Here is a 17,580-nt window from a genome sequence, read left to right as displayed (position 1 = left end):
GCGACAATGAAAAAACTCTACCGCCATATATGAACTCATTAGCAAATCGCCGCAGTACTTCCGCCTCTGTTGAAAAGGATCACGTGGGCCTTGCTAAGACACGAGCCTCGGATGCTATCTTCGTCGTACAGAATCAATCCAACGGAAGGCAAGACGGATGGAGGAGAACTCCTCAACACGGGGGCTTGCAAGCAGTGATGGGGACCGTGCGGCAGGTTCCAGTGAGGACACATCGGAAGCGATTGAAATTGCCGGCGTTATAAAATGGTTCGATGTGGCAAAAGGGTTTGGGTTCATTCTGCCAGACAATCTGGAGATGGGGGATGTTCTGCTGCATGTCTCCTGCCTCCGCCGTGACGGCTTTCAAACGGCTTTGACTGGCTCCCGCGTCGTCTGCCTGGCAAGGCGGAGCGAAAAAGGGCTTCAAGCGTTCAAAGTACAGTCTATGGATACCTCTACGGCGGTTCATCCCGCCGAAGACCAGACTGCCCGTACGCGAGTGTCCGTTGTTCCCGAAAGCGGGTTGGAACGGGCCCTGGTGAAATGGTTCAACCGCACGAAGGGGTTTGGGTTCCTGACGCGCGGCGAAGGTACCGATGATATTTTTGTTCATATGGAAACCCTAAGGCGCTTCGGCGTCACCGAACTGCGCCCCGGACAGGTTGTGCTTGTGCGTTATGGGCGTGGCGAACGCGGCCTTATGGCTGCTGAAATTCATCCGGATATCGGAACGCTGCCGGTGTCCCACTAGGTCTGCGGAACTGCCGAACCGGAACGCGGCCCAGGAATGTGTTGATGCGTTTGGTCTGGTCCTGTGTCCTTATGTTAGCGTTTGCCGTTGGGCTGGGCGCGCCTTTGCGCGCCCAGGCACCCATGCTTCTGCCGGCACATCCTGTCTTACTGGTGGCAGAGACCGAAAGCGGCGCGGCAAGCTTTTCCATAGAGGTCGCGGACGATCCAGAGAAGTCCGCTCGCGGATTGATGTTTCGGCGGGAGATGGCGGATGACCGCGGAATGCTTTTCGTTTTCTCCGACAGCCGGCGGCGAGGTTTCTGGATGCGGAACACACCACTAGCGCTCGATCTGCTTTTCATAGGCGAGGATGGCCGGGTGCGGGCTATCGAGCACGGTGTTCCCTTCTCCACAGACACGATCTCGCCTCCCGTCAGCGCGCAATTCGTACTTGAACTGAAGGCAGGAACCGCGCAGAAGACCGGCATCGATATTGGCGATCGCCTACGTCATCCGCTGATCGACCGTGTTGCCGGTGATGGATAAAGTTTGGATTTTGGTCAGGTTATGCATTTTTTCTCCCATGCTGGCTTCGAAATAGCCTTCATTGATGAGGGCGTTGGCGATCCGGTACTGCTCATCCATGGTTTCGGCTCCAACCACTTCGTCAACTGGGTCGCTCCAGGATGGGTAAAGACGCTGAGGGATGCGGGCTACCGGGTCATCGCGCTCGACAATCGCGGTCATGGCCAATCCTCCAAGAGCAATGAACCGGACGATTACACACCAGCAAAGATGGCCGGCGACGCGGCGGCGCTGCTCGATCATCTTGCCATCCCCTGCGCTCACGTGATGGGCTATTCAATGGGTGCCCGAATTTGCGCCTTCCTTGCTCTTGCGCATCCGGAAAAGGCGGCCACGCTAGTTCTCGGCGGGCTTGGCATCGGGATTACCGAGGGGATGGGGGAATGGGAGTCCATAGCCGAGGCGCTGCTCGCTGAGGACCCTACCACCATCACCCACGAGCGTGGGCGCATGTTCCGCTCTTTCGCCGATCAGACGAAGAGCGACCGCCGCGCACTGGCCGCCTGCATCTCTGCCTCGCGCACCCTGCTGACGCCGGCAGACATCGGCCGGATCACACAGCCCACGCTGGTTGCCGTCGGAACAGAGGACGATATTGCCGGCGCACCGCAGCCGCTGGCAGCACTGCTGCCGAAGGGAGAGGTCCTCTCGATCGAGCGGCGCGATCATATGAAATCCGTAGGCGACAAAACCTTCAAGGAACGGGTCCTAACCTTCCTGAAGGAAAATCCGCTATATTGAGCGCAAGTTGAACGAGAGGCGCGCTGATTTGAAGTTTAATAGTTGGCGCTCCCGCCCTAGATTGGGCAAGTTGATATCGCACGGGAGACGATCATGACGGGGAGACAAGCGGTACGCTCGAACGTATCCCAGACCATGGATCCCATCTGGTCCAAGATACGCGCAGAAGCTCTGGCCGCCGTTGAGAACGACCCGATGATGTCGGCGTTCCTCTACACGACCATTCTGAATCACCAGACCCTGGAAGATGCAGTCATCCATCGTATTGCCGCGCGCCTCGACCATCCGGATCTAGGGGCCGACCTGCTGAGGCAGACATTTGGCGCCATGTGGGAAAGCGAGCAGGAGTGGACCACAACCGTACGGGTCGATATCCAGGCCTATTACGACCGTGATCCGGCGTGCGACCGTTTCCTGATGCCGGTGCTTTACTTCAAGGGCTTCCACGCCATCCAGACTCATCGGTTGGCCCACTGGCTCTTCAATCAGGGGCGAAGGGACTTCGCCTACTATCTGCAGAGCCGTTCATCGGCAGTGTTCCAGACCGACATTAATCCGCGCGCACGCATCGGCCGTGGGATTTTCCTCGATCATGCGACGGGCCTCGTCGTTGGGGAGACCGCGGTGGTGGAGGACAATGTCTCCATCCTGCAAGATGTCACTCTTGGCGGGACGGGCAAGGAAATGGACGACCGCCATCCGAAGATCGGCCACGGTGTTCTGATAGGCGCCGGGGCAAAGATACTCGGCAACATCAAAATCGGTCATTGTAGCAAGATTGCCGCAGGCTCTGTGGTCTTGAAGCCCGTCCCTCCCAACAAGACCGTAGCCGGCGTGCCCGCACGTATTGTGGGCGAGGCCGGATGCGAGGAGCCCTCCCGGGCAATGGATCAACTGCTTCGGGACGATTAGCCGAAGATGGTCCCGTGTCTTGTGAAAGGTTCGGGCTTTACAGTCACGCATCGACCGTGCCAGAAGCCATAGCGAACAAACAGGCAGCGGAGAAGTCTTTTGAAGCCGGAAGAAATCAGGAAGCTCGACGCGTATTTTAAGCGGACCTTCCAGAACCCCTCACTGACCGTAAAAGCGCGCCCGCGGAAGGATGATTCTTGCGAGCTTTATCTGGGAGAGGAGTTTCTCGGCATCATCTTCAAGGATGAGGAGGAAGGTGAGCTTTCCTATAATTTTTCCATGGCGATCCTCGACGTCGATCTCGATTGATCCGGGTTTATAGCGGCAGGGGGCTCAGTCTTCAGGGAGCTGCAAAGGGCTGTGGCCCGGTCGCTTGCCTATTGTCGGTATGCGTCCCATTGATGCTTTGAAAGGCAGAGCGAGTCTGCGGCTTGCCCAACCGGATCTTCCATTCATGGTGTCTGTACCGCGATTAGGAGCCGTAAACCATGCCGATCTATACCCTCAACGGGCATAGCCCTCATTTCGCCGCTCCGGAAACTGGATGGATTGCGCCTGATGCCGTTGTCATCGGCAAGGTGACTGTTGGTCGTAATGTCGGTATCTGGTTTGGTGCCGTGCTGCGTGGCGACAACGAGCCCATTACGATCGGCGACGACACCAATGTTCAGGAACATACCATGATGCATACCGATATGGGCTTTCCGCTCATCATCGGCCGCGGTTGCACCATCGGCCATCGGGCCATCCTGCATGGCTGCACGTTAGGGGATGGTGTCCTGGTCGGCATGGGTGCAATAGTCCTGAACGGTGCTGAGATCGGGGATGAATGTCTGGTCGGCGCCGGTGCGCTGGTGACGGAGGGGAAGAAATTTCCGCCGCGGTCGCTGATTATCGGCTCGCCCGCCAAGGCGGTGCGAACGCTCGACGAGAGGGATCGTGAAGGAATGCAGCAATCCGCCGTCAGCTACGTTGAGAACGCGCTACGGTTCCGCAACCACCTCTCCTTGAGCGACTGATCAAGTACGCGATCTATGGTGCTGGCGGAGCCGACCCCTGGGCGGGGCCGGCTCCTGACCCGGTCGTTTGGGACGGGGAGTTGGGGACTCGACCGGGTTTCGGTTTCGGTTAGCGGCTGGACTGTACGCTGCCGACAACAACGTCACGGCCGTCCTCGATGGACACCCAACGGTGGCCTCCGCGTTCGGATTGGCGCTTTAGGAACCGGTAGCTTGTTTCCGTCCACAGCAGGATGCGGGAATCCATATTGTCGAGAATGAAGTCACCCATGCTGGTAGTAACTGCGAGCACCGCATGGCCGTCGCCATTGGGCTGGAGTACCACGGCGATCAGCAGACTGCTTGCCGGCACACCTGCCTCAATGAGTAGCCGGCGCTTCTCAAGCGCATAGTCTTCGCAGTCGCCGTATAGGTCCGGATAAGACCAGTATTCCTCTACACCCCACATTTGCATGTCGGTGCGAGGGATGACGGAGGTATTCACCTTCTTGTTTACGTCAAGCAGCAAGGCCCACAGGTCCCGGGTCATCTCCACAGGTTTCACCGGCCTGATCTCGCGGCAATCGGCTGGCTCACGCTGGCAGAATTCATAATGGCCAATAGGCTGCGATGCGTAGCCGCCGGTGGGCATGTACACCGATGCAGAGGCGGCGCTTACCCCCAAACCCATCATCGAAGCAACAGCCGCTAAATGCAGCGTAGACATTCTGTTTCGTTGCATAGTCGTCTCCCCGTACAGGGTTGACTATGGCAGCTTCCAATTTACAGGGAGCAAAAAGCAGAAGTATAAATCGTATAGTTATTGAAAGGAATTAGAAACGACTATGTATAAAGTCGTTAAAATTATAGGAATAATTTGTTAATCATGTCCGTTGAAGGTTTGCAAAGGAATGGATTACTCGAAGCATCGAGTAGAGGCTTCGGAGGTGAGGCGGCCATCACTCCATTCCGAGCTATTTACAGCCGGATTAATGGTCCTTCACAGTTTCCATCGCAACGAAAGTGGATGTGTGCGACAGGTGGGGAAGGTTGGAGATCTTCTCGCCAAGAACGCGCCGATAGGCGGCGATATCCTTGGTACGTATCTTCAGCAGGTAATCAAAGTTCCCAGCGATCATGTGGCACTGCTCGATCTCCGGGATGGCAAGCGCGGCCTTGTTGAATGCGTCAAGCGCCGCTGAACGGGTGTCGGAAAGGCTAACCTGGACGAAGGCGACATGACCTTCGCCCATGCGGGCGCGGTCTATGATGGCCATGTAGCCACGTATGAACTCTTCCTTTTCCAGGCGACGCAGTCGTGCCTGCACGGGTGTCTTCGAAAGACCTACACGTTCGGCCAACGCTGCGATTGAAAGCCGTCCGTTTTTTGACAAAGCATCCAGTATTTGCCGGTCAATTCGGTCTAGACGTTCCAACACAACTCCATTCACGGGATTATTGGTCTTTACGTGACGTATGAAATAGATCAATTGCTCTGGCAATCCCCCATATTCAGATCATGGAGAAGTGTGCCCTATGTTATGAATGGCACGAAGAGATAAGCGAGGATAGGGTGCCATGCTGGCGAACCTGCGCGAGGAAATCCGCAAAAACTATCTGGCGGAGGAAGCCGAAGCCATGCGGCGGCTTGTCAGCATTGCGGACCTCTCAGCAGCCCGGCGCCAGGCGATTTCAGGTAAGGCATTGGGTCTCGTCAGATCCGTAAGGGCGGTTTCTGACCGTCGTTTGATGGAATCATTTCTTTCCGAATACGGGCTTTCCACCAACGAGGGCGTGGCACTCATGTGCCTTGCGGAAGCGTTGCTAAGGGTCCCGGATGCAGACACCATGGACGACCTCATCCGCGACAAGATCGCGCCGCATGACTGGTCAGCCCATTTGGGCGAATCCGCTTCCATCTTCGTCAATGCATCCACCTGGGCATTGATGCTCACCGGCCGCGTGCTGGACGAGGGCGGCTCCGGTGTGGAGGCCACTTTACGCAGCATGCTGCGTCGACTCGGAGAGCCCGTCATCCGCGCTGCTGTGGCCGCTGCCATGCGGGAGATGGGGGAGCAATTCGTGCTTGGCCGCACCATTGGCGAAGCGGTCAGACGGGGGCGCAACATGACCGGGAAAGGCTACACCTACTCCTACGACATGCTCGGCGAAGCTGCCCGGACGGCTGCCGATTCATCCCGCTATTTTGACGCTTATCGGGAGGCGATTGCCACATTGGAAGGAGAGGTAGAAAGCGAGGACCTGCGCATCAATCCCGGAATTTCGGTGAAGCTTTCGGCGCTTCACCCTCGTTACGAGGCGGTGCAGAAAGAGCGCGTTCTGCCGGTGATTTGCGAGCGGCTCCTGCTTCTTGCGCGGCATGCCAAGGCTGCGTGCATAGGCCTGAATATCGATGCCGAAGAGGCGGATCGGCTGGACCTTTCGCTGGATGTCGTCGAACAGGTGTTGGCGGACCCCTCCCTTGCCGGGTGGGATGGTCTTGGCGTCGTGGTTCAAGCCTATGGCCAGCGCGCGCCGTATGTGCTCGACTGGCTTTATGCGCTCGCCCAGAAGCTGGACCGCCGGATCATGGTGCGGCTCGTCAAGGGCGCCTATTGGGATACGGAAATCAAGCGGGCGCAGGTGATGGGACTGGGTGGCTATCCGGTCTTTACGCGCAAAACCAATACGGACATTTCCTACATAGCCTCCGCACGCAAGCTGCTTCTCATGGCGGATCGCATTTATCCGCAATTTGCCACCCACAACGCACATACGATCGCCGCCATCCTGGCCATGGCGCAGGACATCGGATCTTTCGAACTCCAGCGTCTGCATGGCATGGGCGAGAGCCTGCACGAGATCGTGCGCCGGCGCGAAGGAACCCGCTGCCGCATTTACGCGCCGGTAGGGGCGCATGAGGATCTGCTTGCCTACCTCGTCCGCCGTCTGCTTGAGAATGGCGCCAATTCCTCCTTTGTCAACCAGATCGTTGACAATGATGTGAGTGCGGAGGACATCGCTCGCGACCCTTTCGCAGATCTTGAGAAGGGAGTCTCTGCTGCCAACCCTGCTATACCGGCGCCTGCGCTGATTTTCGGGCAACGCTTGAACTCCAGAGGTTGGGACCTCACTGATCCGTTGAGCTTTGCTCAGGTCGAGAGAATGCGCGAGCCATACCGTTCCCCCTACAGGTGGCATGCGCGGCCGATGACTACCATCGAAGGTGGGGGAAGCACCCGCACCATACGCAACCCTGCCTGCATCGACGACGTTGTCGGGATAGTGGAAGAGGCTACGCCGGATCAGGTAAAGGCAGCGGTGGGAGTTGCGTCATCGGCGCAAGCCGGGTGGGCCGCAAAACCGGTCGCCGAACGCGCGGCGGTCCTGCGCAGGATTGCCGACCTCTACGAGGTCCATACCGGCGAGTTTCTTGCGCTTGCCGCGCGGGAGGCCGGCAAGACGATACCCGATGGCATTGCCGAGATTAGGGAGGCGGTGGACTTCCTCCGCTATTATGCCGATCAGGCCGAATATGCGGAGGAGAAAGGAAAGGCGAGGGGAGTGATCGCCTGTATTTCGCCCTGGAACTTCCCGCTTGCCATTTTTACGGGACAGATCGCCGCGGCACTCGTCACCGGAAATACAGTGGTGTCAAAACCCGCTGAGCAGACCTGCCTGATTGCTGCACGCGCGGCGGCATTGATGCACGAGGCAGGCATTCCAAAAGACGTCCTCCATCTTCTACCCGGCGACGGGCCGAGCGTCGGCGCGCCGCTTACTGCCGACCCGCGCATTGCAGGCGTCTGTTTCACCGGCTCGATAGAGGTTGCGCGGCTGATCGAGCAGCAACTAGCCAGAACGGCTGCACCCGACGCCATGTTCATCGCCGAAACAGGCGGTATCAACGCTATGATCGTGGATTCCACTGCGCTGCCGGAGCAGGCGGTACGCGACATCCTCTCCTCGGCCTTCCAGAGCGCTGGTCAGCGTTGCTCGGCACTACGCATCCTTTATGTGCAGAAGGACGTCGAAGACAGGTTCCTCAGGATGCTTGAAGGCGCAATGCAGGAGCTTGTCGTGGGCGATCCCTGGCAACTATCGACCGATGTCGGCCCTGTCATCGATGATGATGCGCTTTCAGGGATTACAAGCTATTGTGCGGAGATGGAACGCGAGGGTCGTCTGATCGCCAAGATCGGAAGGCCCGAGGCCATTGGCCGCTTTGTTGCACCGATCGCGTTCCGGGTTTCCGGCATCGAGGAAATGGAAAGGGAGATTTTCGGCCCCGTGCTGCATGTCGCGACCTTCGATGCGGATGAACTTCATAAAGTCATTTTCTCCATAAATGCAAAGGGTTATGGGCTAACTTTCGGCCTTCACACACGCATCGACGTGCGGGTTCAGGAGGCAGTGGACAAGGTCAAGGCCGGCAATATCTATGTGAACCGGAACCAGATCGGTGCCATCGTTGGTTCCCAGCCATTTGGCGGAGAGGGGCTGTCAGGTACCGGCCCCAAGGCGGGCGGGCCCCATTATCTTTCCCGGTTCGTCCGGGAAAGGGGCGGCAGCGACGTGGTGCCGGCAGGCGCTGCCCTTACTGATGAGGGGATGGTGACGCGGGCCATGGCCGAGCTAGAAGAAGGCGGGTGGGCCAGTCGGACGGATCGGCGCATCATGTTGCGCAATGCACTACACGGACAATGGACTGATGTCATGACCGCGATGGATGCATTGAATTTCGGCCCGGTCGACCTGCCCGGCCCGACAGGCGAGGTAAATTCATTGCGCCTGGTGCCGCGCGGCCGGGTCTTGTGTCTTGGCGCTGACGGCGAGACGCTTGCCGCTCAGGTGATACAAGCAATTGCGGCGGGAAATGCGGTGCTTGCAGTAGGGGATAATGCCGGGAACCTGCTGCAGCCGCTTCTCCAAGGTAAATTTCCGCTAGGTGTTCTGGAGGGGACTATTGCGCCGGAAATGCTGGAGCGCCTGTCTGTCGATCTTGTCGCTGCGTCCGGGGGGCATGATTGGCTCGCTCGTCTGAGAAGAGCCCTTGCCGCACGTGAAGGTCAGATCGTGCCATTAGTAACGGAGATCATCGCGCCCTCCGCATATGTGAACGAGCATGCAGTGTGCGTGGATACAACTGCGGCAGGCGGCAACGCAAGCCTGTTGGCATCGGCCTGAATTACCGGAATCCTCTTAGTTCACTACTGCCGCCCGTGATTCCAGCACGTCAATTCCGAGCAGGTGACGCATATTGGGCCGCGCGTCGACCAGATCCTGAATCGTGTAGGAGGCCAATACGTCGAAGAATGCGTCCAACGCCCTGCGCAAAGCCTCGTTGAGGCCGCAGCCATCCACAAGTGGACATTCTGAATCGCTCTCGAAACACTCCGCCATGTGAAAATTCTCTTCCGTCACGCGCACAACCTCAAAGAGATTGATCTCATCGGCAGGCTTGGCAAGACGCACCCCGCCATTGCGGCCGCGGACAGTCTGCACCATTCCGGCTTCTACCAGCGGTTGCAGGATCTTGAAAAGAAAAAGCTCCGAAAGGGAATACGCCCGCGCGATATCTGGAATGCGGCTCAAACGATCATTGTTGGCAGCGCAATACATCAGGATACGAATGGCATAATTGGTCTGCCGGGTCAGGCGCATGATTTTTCCTTCGCAGGCTGGAAACAGGCTCAATATGGCTTATCGAATAGCGCAATTCCAGATGTAAGTCGAACTTTGACGAGTGTTGTCGTTTTGCCGCGTTTTTTGGGTTCCACGCATACACCGAGCGTAGCAGTTTGTGGCAGCGCTTCTAGCTCGCTTCAAGAACTGCACTCAGGAATTGCCGGGTTCGTTCCTCCTTCGGATCACTGAAGATAACCTCCGGCTTGCCTTGCTCTGCGATATTGCCGTCATAGAAGAAGCAGACACGGTCGGCGAACTCTTTGGCAAAGCCCATCTGGTGCGTGACCATCAGCATGGTGAGGTTATGCTGCTCCCCAAGCTTGCGGATCACGTTCAGCACTTCACCCACCAATTCCGGGTCGAGCGCTGATGTGACCTCATCGAACAGCATCACCTTTGGCCTCATGGCAAGAGCCCGGGCGATTGCAACACGTTGCCGCTGTCCGCCGGATAGCTGGCTTGGATAGTGATCCATCTTGTCTGCCAAACCTACCATGTCGAGAAGCTCTGCCGCCCGCTCCTCCGCTTCCCGTTTCGAAAGACCCAGAACATGAATGGGCGCTTCCATGCAGTTCTTGAGGGACGTCATATGCGGAAAAAGATTGAAGTGCTGAAAGACCATGCCGATGTTGCCGCGCATTCGGCGCAGATACCGCCGGTCGGCTGGTACAAGGCTGCCATTCTTCCGCATATGGGTCAGGGGCTCCCCGTCAACATAGATTACGCCGCCATCAATTCGCTCAAGCGTCATCAGCATGCGCAGGACCGTTGTTTTGCCAGAGCCAGAAGGACCGATAATGGCGACTTTCTCGTAAGGTGCGACCTCCAAATTGAGGGAATCAAGCACCGTAAGGTCGCCATAACGCTTGGTTACATCTTCGAACTTGATCATGGGCGTTGTCATCGTCCGGCTCCAATGCGCAGCGTGCGGTTAAGCCAGGCTTCCACCTGGCGTATCAAAGCGGCAGCCACCAGACTCATTATTAGGAAGAAGGCGCCAACCAGCGTAATCGGCTCCACATAGCGGAAGCTCTGCGACCCGAGAATCTTTGCTGTTTGCATGAGTTCGAGCACGGCGATGGCCGAAAGGAGCGGTGTTTCCTTAAAGAGCGCTACCAGATAATTGCCAAGAGCGGGAACTACCGGCGGAATTGCCTGGGGAATGATAATGTCCCGATAGGTAATGAAGGGGTTGAGATTGAGCGCAATCGAGGCTTCCCATTGTCCCTTCGGGACGTTCTCCAGTCCCGCTCGATACACTTCCGAGCAATAGGCTCCGTAGTGGAGGCCAAGCGCGATGACGCCAGCGGTCATCGCCGGAAGCACCAGGCCGAACTCCGGAAAAACGAAGAAGATGAAGAAGATCTGGATCAACACCGGTGTCGATCGGATAAACTCCACGGCAGCAGCAGTCGGAACTGAGATCCAGACCGTCCTCGACATGCGCGCGATCGCCAGGACGAGACCCAGAATAGCCGCGAGCAAAAATCCCAGAAGCGTAGCCTGAATGGTAACGACAGATGCCCGCATTAGGGTTGGGAGGATTTCCCACGCATAGTTCCAATCCCAGAACACTTTATCCTCTCCGTGCGATACCGCGCGACGCATAGCGCTCAAGAGTCCGCATTCCGACGGTTATCAGAATCGATATCGCCAAATACATGATGAGCACGATGGTGAAGATTTCCACGGTGCGGAACGTCGTCTGGTTCATCTGCTGCGCCCGGAAAGTAAGATCCGATATGGTTATGAGCGAGACGAGCGCGGTGGCCTTTAAAAGCTCGATGAAGAGATTTCCCCAAGGCGGGATCATTGCAAGGAAGGCCTGCGGCAGAATGATGCGGCGCAAAGCGAGATGTCGCGGCATGTTAAGAGCAATGGTCGCTTCCCACTGCCCCCTAGGCACAGCATTCACGGCTCCCCGCACTACCTCGGCGCCATAGGCCCCTATATTGAGGCCCAAGGCTGTAACAGCTACCGTTATGGGCTCTAGCGTGATCCCGAAATGCGGGAGGACGAAGAATAGCCAGAATAGCTGAACGAGTGCCGAGGTACCCCGGAACACCTCAATGTATGCCACTGCCAGCCAACGCAGCGGAGCGGGGCCGTACATCCTGGCCATGGCCGCAAACAACGCCATCGCAACGGCCAGAATCGCACCGCCCGCAGTAATTTGAACGGTAACCCAGGCACCCTCAAGCAGGCCGGGGATGAACTCACGAAAACCTGCGAAACTGGAAACAACCAGACCCGCAGTGAAGAAGACGATCGCGCAGACGGCGAGCTGGCGCAGCTGCATCGCGAACCTTGGTTCCTTTCTGCGTCGGCCGTTATGCAGCCATACGCGTCTCCTCTTTTCAACCGGGAGTTTCTTGAGCGAGGCGCCGGCATTGACCCGCGCCCTGACATCTGCTTGCGCCTAGCTTGCCGAACACAGTTCCTCTGTGGTCTTGGTCGGCAAGTATCCATCGCCGAAGCCAAATTCCGAGACGAGTTCGATATGTTCTTGTGTGCCTATGAAGGCCTGAAGCTGCCTATTGAACTCTTCAAGCAGCTCCGTGTCGTCCGGCCTGAAGACGAAGCCGCCATGTCCCATGACCGACTCACCTGCAACCTCGGCGAAGGGTTCGGTGGATTCAACGCCTTCATTGCTCTGCGCCATTCGCTGAATCGACAAGGCTGTTAGCGCGGCGGCATCTGCCCGGCCTGACCGCACCGCACTCACAAGACTTGCCTGATCAGGTAGTATGACAAGCTGGTCATCTGCGATGCCTGCCATTTTTGCGTAGTCTGCCTCGACGGCGCCTGCCATCACAGCAAGGGTGATCTCGCTGTTGTCGGCAATGGATGAATAATCAACGAGGTTCTTCGGGTTTCCCTCTGGCACCAGAAGAGCCTGGCCGATGCCATAGGATGGCTCTGAGAAGGCGGCTTGCTGACAACGCTCGGGCGTGATGAACATGCCCGCGGCGATAATGTCAAAGCGGCCCGCCATCAGTCCAGGAATGAGAGAGCCGAACTCGGTCAGAACGCCATCAACCTCCTCGATCCCCATGCGTGAGAGGATTTCCTTGGCGACTTCCGGTGACTCGCCCGTCAGCTCGCCTGCTGGCGTGGCGTAGCCATAAGGCGCTTCATTCGCAAATCCGACGCGGATGTATCCCTGCTCGCGGGCTCGTTCTAGCGTGCTCTGGGCGGCAGCGGTGCCGAGAGAGGCTGCAATGGCACAAAGCGCCACCATTCCTTTCAAAAAGGTTCTTCTCATCGTCTTCCCTGTTCCATTCCTGATTTCGGATTGCTGGCTCGAATGGCCTGTTGTATACAACAGCATGGGCCTTCGGGGCATGTCAACCGCTGTGCCTTTTCTTTGAAGCTCTAGAATAATCGGATTCTCCAGACGTCATTGTAGGACTCGCTAAGGTAGGGCGTAAGCCAAGACGTGCCAGTGCGGCCGGCAGCACCTTTCCTTACGAGAAGTGCGATCGGGGCCGGGAACGCAAGGCTATGATAACTTGGCTATCCAAGAGGCAGACGAACTCACGTGCGGTGGGTGAGACGCTTGAGAGATCGACGTGGTCGCAGAAATGAAAATGAACGTGCCCGGCCCAAGGATATCGCGGGCGCGCTTCAGCCATATATACCTGACGCTCCGCAGCCGCATCTGTCTGCTCGACTACCCACCCGGCCAGCGCCTTCGTGAGGAAGACCTGGCGGCAGAGTTTCACACTAGCCGGACGCCGGTACGCCGTGTGCTTGCACGACTCGAAGATGAAGGTCTCCTCCGATCCGTCCATGGGGTGGGAACGATCGTCACTGACATTCACATCGATGAGTTGCAGCAAGTTTATCAGCTTCGGGTTGAGATTGCAGAGCTTATTGGCAAGCTGCATCCAGTTCATCCTGGGCGGGAGGAGATGGATGTATACAAGAAGTTGCTCTCGCGCTGCGAAGCCCTCATGGAAAAACCCGATGCGCGGGAATTTGCCCGTCTCAATATGGAGTTCTTCCATCTGCTCATGAGGTTGACAGGAAACGAGCCGTTAAAGGCAATTTCCGAGCGGCTCTATTACCAGACGAACAGGATATGGCTGAAAACCGCATCGGAACTGGCGCAGTATGACGATGTGCTTCTTAACGAAATTAGCGTTTTTCAGCGCGAGATGACGGATATCGTTGCTGCCATCGAATGTGGTGATCTTCATGTAGTCGGTCATATCCGCCGTGCGCACATTGCCATGAGTTTTGCTCGGCTCTACGCGGCTGCGCATCCTCCAGAGGAGGCTGCCGGCAAGGACATTGTATGAAGTGCGGCGTAGCGGAAGCGCCTTAAAGCAGACCGGAAAACCGGCATTGCCGGGGGAACGGTATAATCCGCCGTGCACGTTCAGATAACTGGAAGGGATTTAACCCGCTCTTGTGATGCAAGCGGGTGGAGTTCAAACCTTACCGGGGACTTTCATGAAGTCCGGCATATCGTCGCCGAATCCAACGACAACTTCGGGTTCACGTTGCTTGTCACTGTGATGTTTCCTGCCGTCGCCGCCTGACTTTTGTGTTCCCTTGCGACTGCGGTTTTCATCCCGCTCCATGGATGTGCGCTGAGATCGCTTGGAAGAATCGTCGGTCTCTTTTGAGCGTTCTGCCTTGGGGTCGGGCTGCTGGCTGCGTCCGCCCCCGCGCGTGCGGCGTGGCTTTTCCGACGCGTCATCCTCCTCGCTCAATGTAGAAAGATCGCCATCCAGCCATTCGATTTCCTGGCCAATGAGCTTCTCAATCGCCTGCACGTATTTTTCGTCGGCGCGAGTGACGATAGTGTAGGCTTTGCCGGAGCGCCCGGCGCGGCCGGTACGGCCGATGCGGTGCACATAATCTTCCGCATGCACAGGCACGTCGAAGTTGAAGACATGGCTGACATCGGGGATATCGAGGCCGCGCGCTGCCACGTCCGACGCCACGAGCAGCTTCAGCTTCCCACGGCGAAAATTCTCCAGCATCGTCATGCGTGCGCGCTGGTCCATGTCACCGTGAAGGGCGCCTGCATCGAACTCGTGGCGGACGAGCGAGCGGAAGAGGGTGGCTACTTCCGTCTTGCGGTTGCAGAAGATGATGGCGTTCTTGAGTTCGTCGCCTTCTGCCCTGATGAGCTCGCGGAGCCGCTCGCGTTTAGCCCAAGGCTTCGACCCGGATTTCACCAGCCGCTGGGTGATATTGGCTCCCGCCGTGGCGGGCCGCGAAACCTCAACACGCACCGGCGCCTGCAGGAACTGCTCCGTGAGCTTGGTGATCTCCGGCGGCATGGTGGCAGAAAAGAAAAGCGTCTGCCGCGTGAAGGGAATAAGCTTGCAGATGCGCTCGATGTCGGGAATGAATCCCATGTCCAGCATGCGATCCGCCTCGTCAATGACGAGAATTTCCACGCCTGTAAGAAGCAGCTTGCCGCGCTCGAAATGATCCAGTAGGCGGCCCGGCGTGGCGATCAACACATCGGCACCACGCTCAAGCTTGCGCTCCTGCTCATCGAAGGAGACACCACCTATCAGCAGTGCAATATTGAGGCGGTGGTTCTTGCCGTATCTGGTGAAGTTCTCTTCCACCTGAGCGGCAAGTTCACGCGTTGGTTCGAGAATGAGCGTACGCGGCATACGCGCCCGAGCGCGGCCGCGTTCCAGTCTTGTCAGCATCGGCAGCACGAAGGAAGCGGTCTTGCCCGTTCCCGTCTGTGCAATCCCGAGCACGTCCTTCCCCTTAAGCGCATGGGGAATGGCCCCCGCCTGAATAGGCGTTGGAGTGGTGTAGCCTGCGTCATTCACTGCGGAAAGGACCTTTTGCGAAAGCCCGAGGTCCGCGAATGTCACAACGTCTTGTGCGATTTCCTGTGTGTCCGACACTTAAGTCTTTGCTGCTCGTTGGCCTGCGATGCTTGCTGCGCCGCAATCAGCACTTGACGCGGCCTAAGGTGTGGCAAGCCTAATGTCAACACCGAGAGTGACCGAAGCGCTCCGCTGTTTAGTGATTAAAGCTTCTTGGCAACATAGCAAGTCGCTCGTGTAGATGAATCTGCTAATAGCGGAATTGTTCCGAAAGGATGCGCTCGTCCCAGGAGTGGCTGGCATCGAAAAGAGTTGTTGCGGTGAAATCGCGGGATTCGCGTACTGTTACGGATATTACCGATTTTATCTCGGTATGATCAGCCACAGCGTTGACCGGGCGCTTCTCCGTCTCGAGAATTGAAAATTCGACCACCGACTGGTTGGGCAGGAGCGCGCCCCGCCACCGCCTCGGACGGAAAGGGCTGACAGGGGTGAGTGCCAGGAGCGGAGCATCCAGCGGCAAAATCGGACCGTGTGCGGAAAGGTTGTAGGCCGTCGACCCGGCTGGCGTCGCAACCATGATTCCGTCGCAGATCAACTCGTCGAGTCGCACCTTTCCATCAACGGTAATGCGGATCTTGGCGGCCTGGTAGGACTGACGAAGAAGCGAGACCTCGTTGATTGCAAGCGCCTCGAACGTCTCCCCCGCCGCATCCTTGGCCTCCATCTCCAGCGGCCGGATGGTTTCAGGGATGGCCTCCGCGATCCGCTCGCGCAAACCCTGCTCATGATATTCGTTCATGAGGAAGCCCACGGTGCCGCGATTCATCCCATAGATCTGTTTGCCTGTGCCCATTGTTTCGCGCAAAGTCTGGAGCATGAAGCCATCGCCGCCAAGAGCGACGATTACATCGGCATTCTCCAACCTTTCCTGGCCATAAAGCGCGGAAAGCCGGGCGGCGGCCTGCTGGGCATCATCGGTGTCCGCGGCGACAAAGGCCAAGGCGAGCGCTGATGGGTCTTTCATGAGGGGAAGAATGGCTCCAGAGGTTGCCGTAAGGGCTCAACTGGTATCACGAGGGCTACCTTATGCAAAGGCGCAGCCGGCGCAGAGACTCACTGGCGCGCTAGCGCCATCGCTTCGGCGCGGGAACGCTGCACTCGAATCTTCCTGCGCATGGCGTAGTCCACGCGATAAGCACTCTTGATCTTAAGGCGTGTGAGCCATTTAATTTCAGGATAAGGAAGATCGGGTGGGATCTGATCTTCCGCTGGCAAGGCAACTTCCGGCAAGCCGATCTCGCCAAGCATCTCGTTGAGTTGCTCCTCCAAACGCTCATACTCAAGTACATGGGTTACGCCAATCGAGCCATCGGAACGCTTCAAGCGTTCAACCTGCGGCATTGATCGTTCCGGAAAGGTGCGGCACCAATCTGACAGGAATTCGTCGAATGTCATGTTCCCCGTGTAAAGGGCACCATCCTTGAAGCCTGGATGAGCATGGCTACGGTAAAGTGATACAAGCCAATCAACCGGATCGCGCATGACAGCGAAAATCGTGAACTCCTCCAAGGGAACTTTGTCAAAGATCCAGGCGAAGCGCGTTTCAATGTCCGCAATCCCAAGATACTTTCCCCATTCCGCTTGGGGAAGGCTGATTTGCGCATGCGGGCGAAGCGCATTGTGAATGCAGGTGGATCCCACCTTCACGTTGGCCACATGAATAAACTTGTACGCAAGGCTGATCAGCATTGTCGTCCCATTGCCGATTCTCGAGAATGAGTCATCATGGCAGGAAGGAGCGGTTTTTGAAGTGGCGTTCCGCCGCGTATATGCCAATGCTCAAGGCACAATTTGTTACCGTTCTTTCCCGGCTGGTGTCCGCGCCTAGCCAGATACAGGGAGGATCAGGAACATTGTCGCTGATGACTAAGAGCGGAAATAGGTGACGTTTTGTACCGAATACATGGCTGACACTTATGGCTCGGCTGGAGGTATTGATGGTTAAGAAAGAGTGTTCGGTGATGGAGGAACGCCTTCATTTTGCCGCAGCCTACTCAGGGCAAGGATGAGGGGGGCGGGCCAAACACCTTGCATCCGCCTTTGGAATAGCT

At 57.3% G+C, this 17,580-nt stretch carries 18 protein-coding genes; 8 read left to right on the top strand and 10 right to left on the bottom strand.

Annotation, left to right across the window (positions count from 1 at the left end):
* The first annotated feature begins 157 nt into the window (after window positions 1-157).
* The 6 genes from HUS57_RS05105 (at window position 158) to HUS57_RS05080 (ending at window position 3,989) form a co-directional block, all read left to right on the top strand.
* On the top strand, window positions 158-751 hold the full coding sequence (locus HUS57_RS05105) for a cold-shock protein (protein ID WP_173931807.1): 594 nt from the start codon (window positions 158-160) through the stop codon (window positions 749-751).
* Between the two features lie 44 nt (window positions 752-795).
* Window positions 796-1,278, top strand: a complete 483-nt coding sequence (locus tag HUS57_RS05100) for a DUF192 domain-containing protein (RefSeq protein WP_173931806.1) — start codon at window positions 796-798, stop codon at window positions 1,276-1,278.
* Window positions 1,279-1,299: 21 nt separating this feature from the next.
* Window positions 1,300-2,058 (top strand): alpha/beta hydrolase, encoded by a 759-nt coding sequence (locus HUS57_RS05095; protein ID WP_173931805.1) that lies wholly within the window; start codon window positions 1,300-1,302, stop codon window positions 2,056-2,058.
* Window positions 2,059-2,151: 93 nt separating this feature from the next.
* Complete coding sequence (cysE, locus tag HUS57_RS05090) at window positions 2,152-2,970, top strand: serine O-acetyltransferase (protein ID WP_173931804.1); 819 nt, start codon at window positions 2,152-2,154, stop codon at window positions 2,968-2,970.
* A 99-nt stretch (window positions 2,971-3,069) separates the two neighbouring features.
* Complete coding sequence (locus HUS57_RS05085) at window positions 3,070-3,279, top strand: DUF3126 family protein (protein ID WP_173931803.1); 210 nt, start codon at window positions 3,070-3,072, stop codon at window positions 3,277-3,279.
* A 179-nt stretch (window positions 3,280-3,458) separates the two neighbouring features.
* Window positions 3,459-3,989: a gamma carbonic anhydrase family protein gene (locus HUS57_RS05080; protein ID WP_173931802.1), complete on the top strand. Its 531-nt coding sequence runs from the start codon at window positions 3,459-3,461 to the stop codon at window positions 3,987-3,989.
* 109 nt (window positions 3,990-4,098) lie between these two features.
* Here the strand turns inward: HUS57_RS05080 and HUS57_RS05075 are convergent, their stop codons facing one another.
* Together HUS57_RS05075 and HUS57_RS05070 are read right to left on the bottom strand one after the other, a co-directional pair.
* Complete coding sequence (locus HUS57_RS05075) at window positions 4,099-4,695, bottom strand: transglutaminase-like cysteine peptidase (RefSeq protein WP_246727741.1); 597 nt, start codon at window positions 4,693-4,695, stop codon at window positions 4,099-4,101.
* Between the two features lie 262 nt (window positions 4,696-4,957).
* A complete protein-coding gene (locus HUS57_RS05070; protein WP_173932294.1) occupies window positions 4,958-5,407 on the bottom strand; it encodes an Lrp/AsnC ligand binding domain-containing protein in 450 nt (149 codons plus the stop codon).
* A 139-nt stretch (window positions 5,408-5,546) separates the two neighbouring features.
* Here HUS57_RS05070 and putA point away from each other — a divergent pair, with 139 nt between their 5' ends.
* Window positions 5,547-9,155: a bifunctional proline dehydrogenase/L-glutamate gamma-semialdehyde dehydrogenase PutA gene (gene putA, locus HUS57_RS05065; RefSeq protein WP_173931800.1), complete on the top strand. Its 3,609-nt coding sequence runs from the start codon at window positions 5,547-5,549 to the stop codon at window positions 9,153-9,155.
* 15 nt (window positions 9,156-9,170) lie between these two features.
* Here the strand turns inward: putA and rirA are convergent, their stop codons facing one another.
* The 5 genes from rirA to ehuB form a co-directional block, all read right to left on the bottom strand.
* Complete coding sequence (gene rirA, locus HUS57_RS05060) at window positions 9,171-9,632, bottom strand: iron-responsive transcriptional regulator RirA (protein ID WP_173931799.1); 462 nt, start codon at window positions 9,630-9,632, stop codon at window positions 9,171-9,173.
* Window positions 9,633-9,783: 151 nt separating this feature from the next.
* Window positions 9,784-10,560 (bottom strand): ectoine/hydroxyectoine ABC transporter ATP-binding protein EhuA, encoded by a 777-nt coding sequence (gene ehuA / locus HUS57_RS05055; RefSeq protein ID WP_281409283.1) that lies wholly within the window; start codon window positions 10,558-10,560, stop codon window positions 9,784-9,786.
* A complete protein-coding gene (ehuD, locus tag HUS57_RS05050; protein WP_210256054.1) occupies window positions 10,557-11,231 on the bottom strand; it encodes an ectoine/hydroxyectoine ABC transporter permease subunit EhuD in 675 nt (224 codons plus the stop codon). The genes ehuA and ehuD overlap by 4 nt, the downstream gene beginning before the upstream one ends.
* A 1-nt stretch (window position 11,232) precedes the next feature.
* Complete coding sequence (ehuC, locus tag HUS57_RS05045) at window positions 11,233-11,955, bottom strand: ectoine/hydroxyectoine ABC transporter permease subunit EhuC (protein ID WP_173931798.1); 723 nt, start codon at window positions 11,953-11,955, stop codon at window positions 11,233-11,235.
* Window positions 11,956-12,075: 120 nt separating this feature from the next.
* Window positions 12,076-12,921, bottom strand: a complete 846-nt coding sequence (gene ehuB / locus HUS57_RS05040) for an ectoine/hydroxyectoine ABC transporter substrate-binding protein EhuB (RefSeq protein ID WP_246727740.1) — start codon at window positions 12,919-12,921, stop codon at window positions 12,076-12,078.
* A gap of 325 nt (window positions 12,922-13,246) precedes the next feature.
* Between ehuB and HUS57_RS05035 the strand changes: the two genes are divergently transcribed.
* The gene (locus tag HUS57_RS05035) at window positions 13,247-13,960 is read left to right on the top strand and encodes a GntR family transcriptional regulator (protein WP_210256053.1); all 714 of its coding nucleotides are present in this window, start codon (window positions 13,247-13,249) and stop codon (window positions 13,958-13,960) included.
* A gap of 132 nt (window positions 13,961-14,092) precedes the next feature.
* Here the strand turns inward: HUS57_RS05035 and HUS57_RS05030 are convergent, their stop codons facing one another.
* From HUS57_RS05030 to HUS57_RS05020, 3 genes are all read right to left on the bottom strand, one after another.
* Complete coding sequence (locus HUS57_RS05030) at window positions 14,093-15,511, bottom strand: DEAD/DEAH box helicase (RefSeq protein WP_173932289.1); 1,419 nt, start codon at window positions 15,509-15,511, stop codon at window positions 14,093-14,095.
* Window positions 15,512-15,716: 205 nt separating this feature from the next.
* A complete protein-coding gene (locus HUS57_RS05025; protein ID WP_173931796.1) occupies window positions 15,717-16,493 on the bottom strand; it encodes an NAD kinase in 777 nt (258 codons plus the stop codon).
* A gap of 89 nt (window positions 16,494-16,582) precedes the next feature.
* A complete protein-coding gene (locus tag HUS57_RS05020) occupies window positions 16,583-17,218 on the bottom strand; it encodes a sulfotransferase family 2 domain-containing protein (protein WP_173931795.1) in 636 nt (211 codons plus the stop codon).
* Between the last annotated feature and the right edge of the window lie 362 nt (window positions 17,219-17,580).

Source organism: Chelativorans sp. Marseille-P2723 (assembly GCF_902809845.1).
In the GTDB taxonomy this organism is placed as follows: Bacteria; Pseudomonadota; Alphaproteobacteria; order Rhizobiales; family Rhizobiaceae; genus Chelativorans.
The sequence above is the reverse complement of the archived record's forward strand: the minus strand, read 5'-3'. Positions and strand labels throughout refer to the sequence as shown.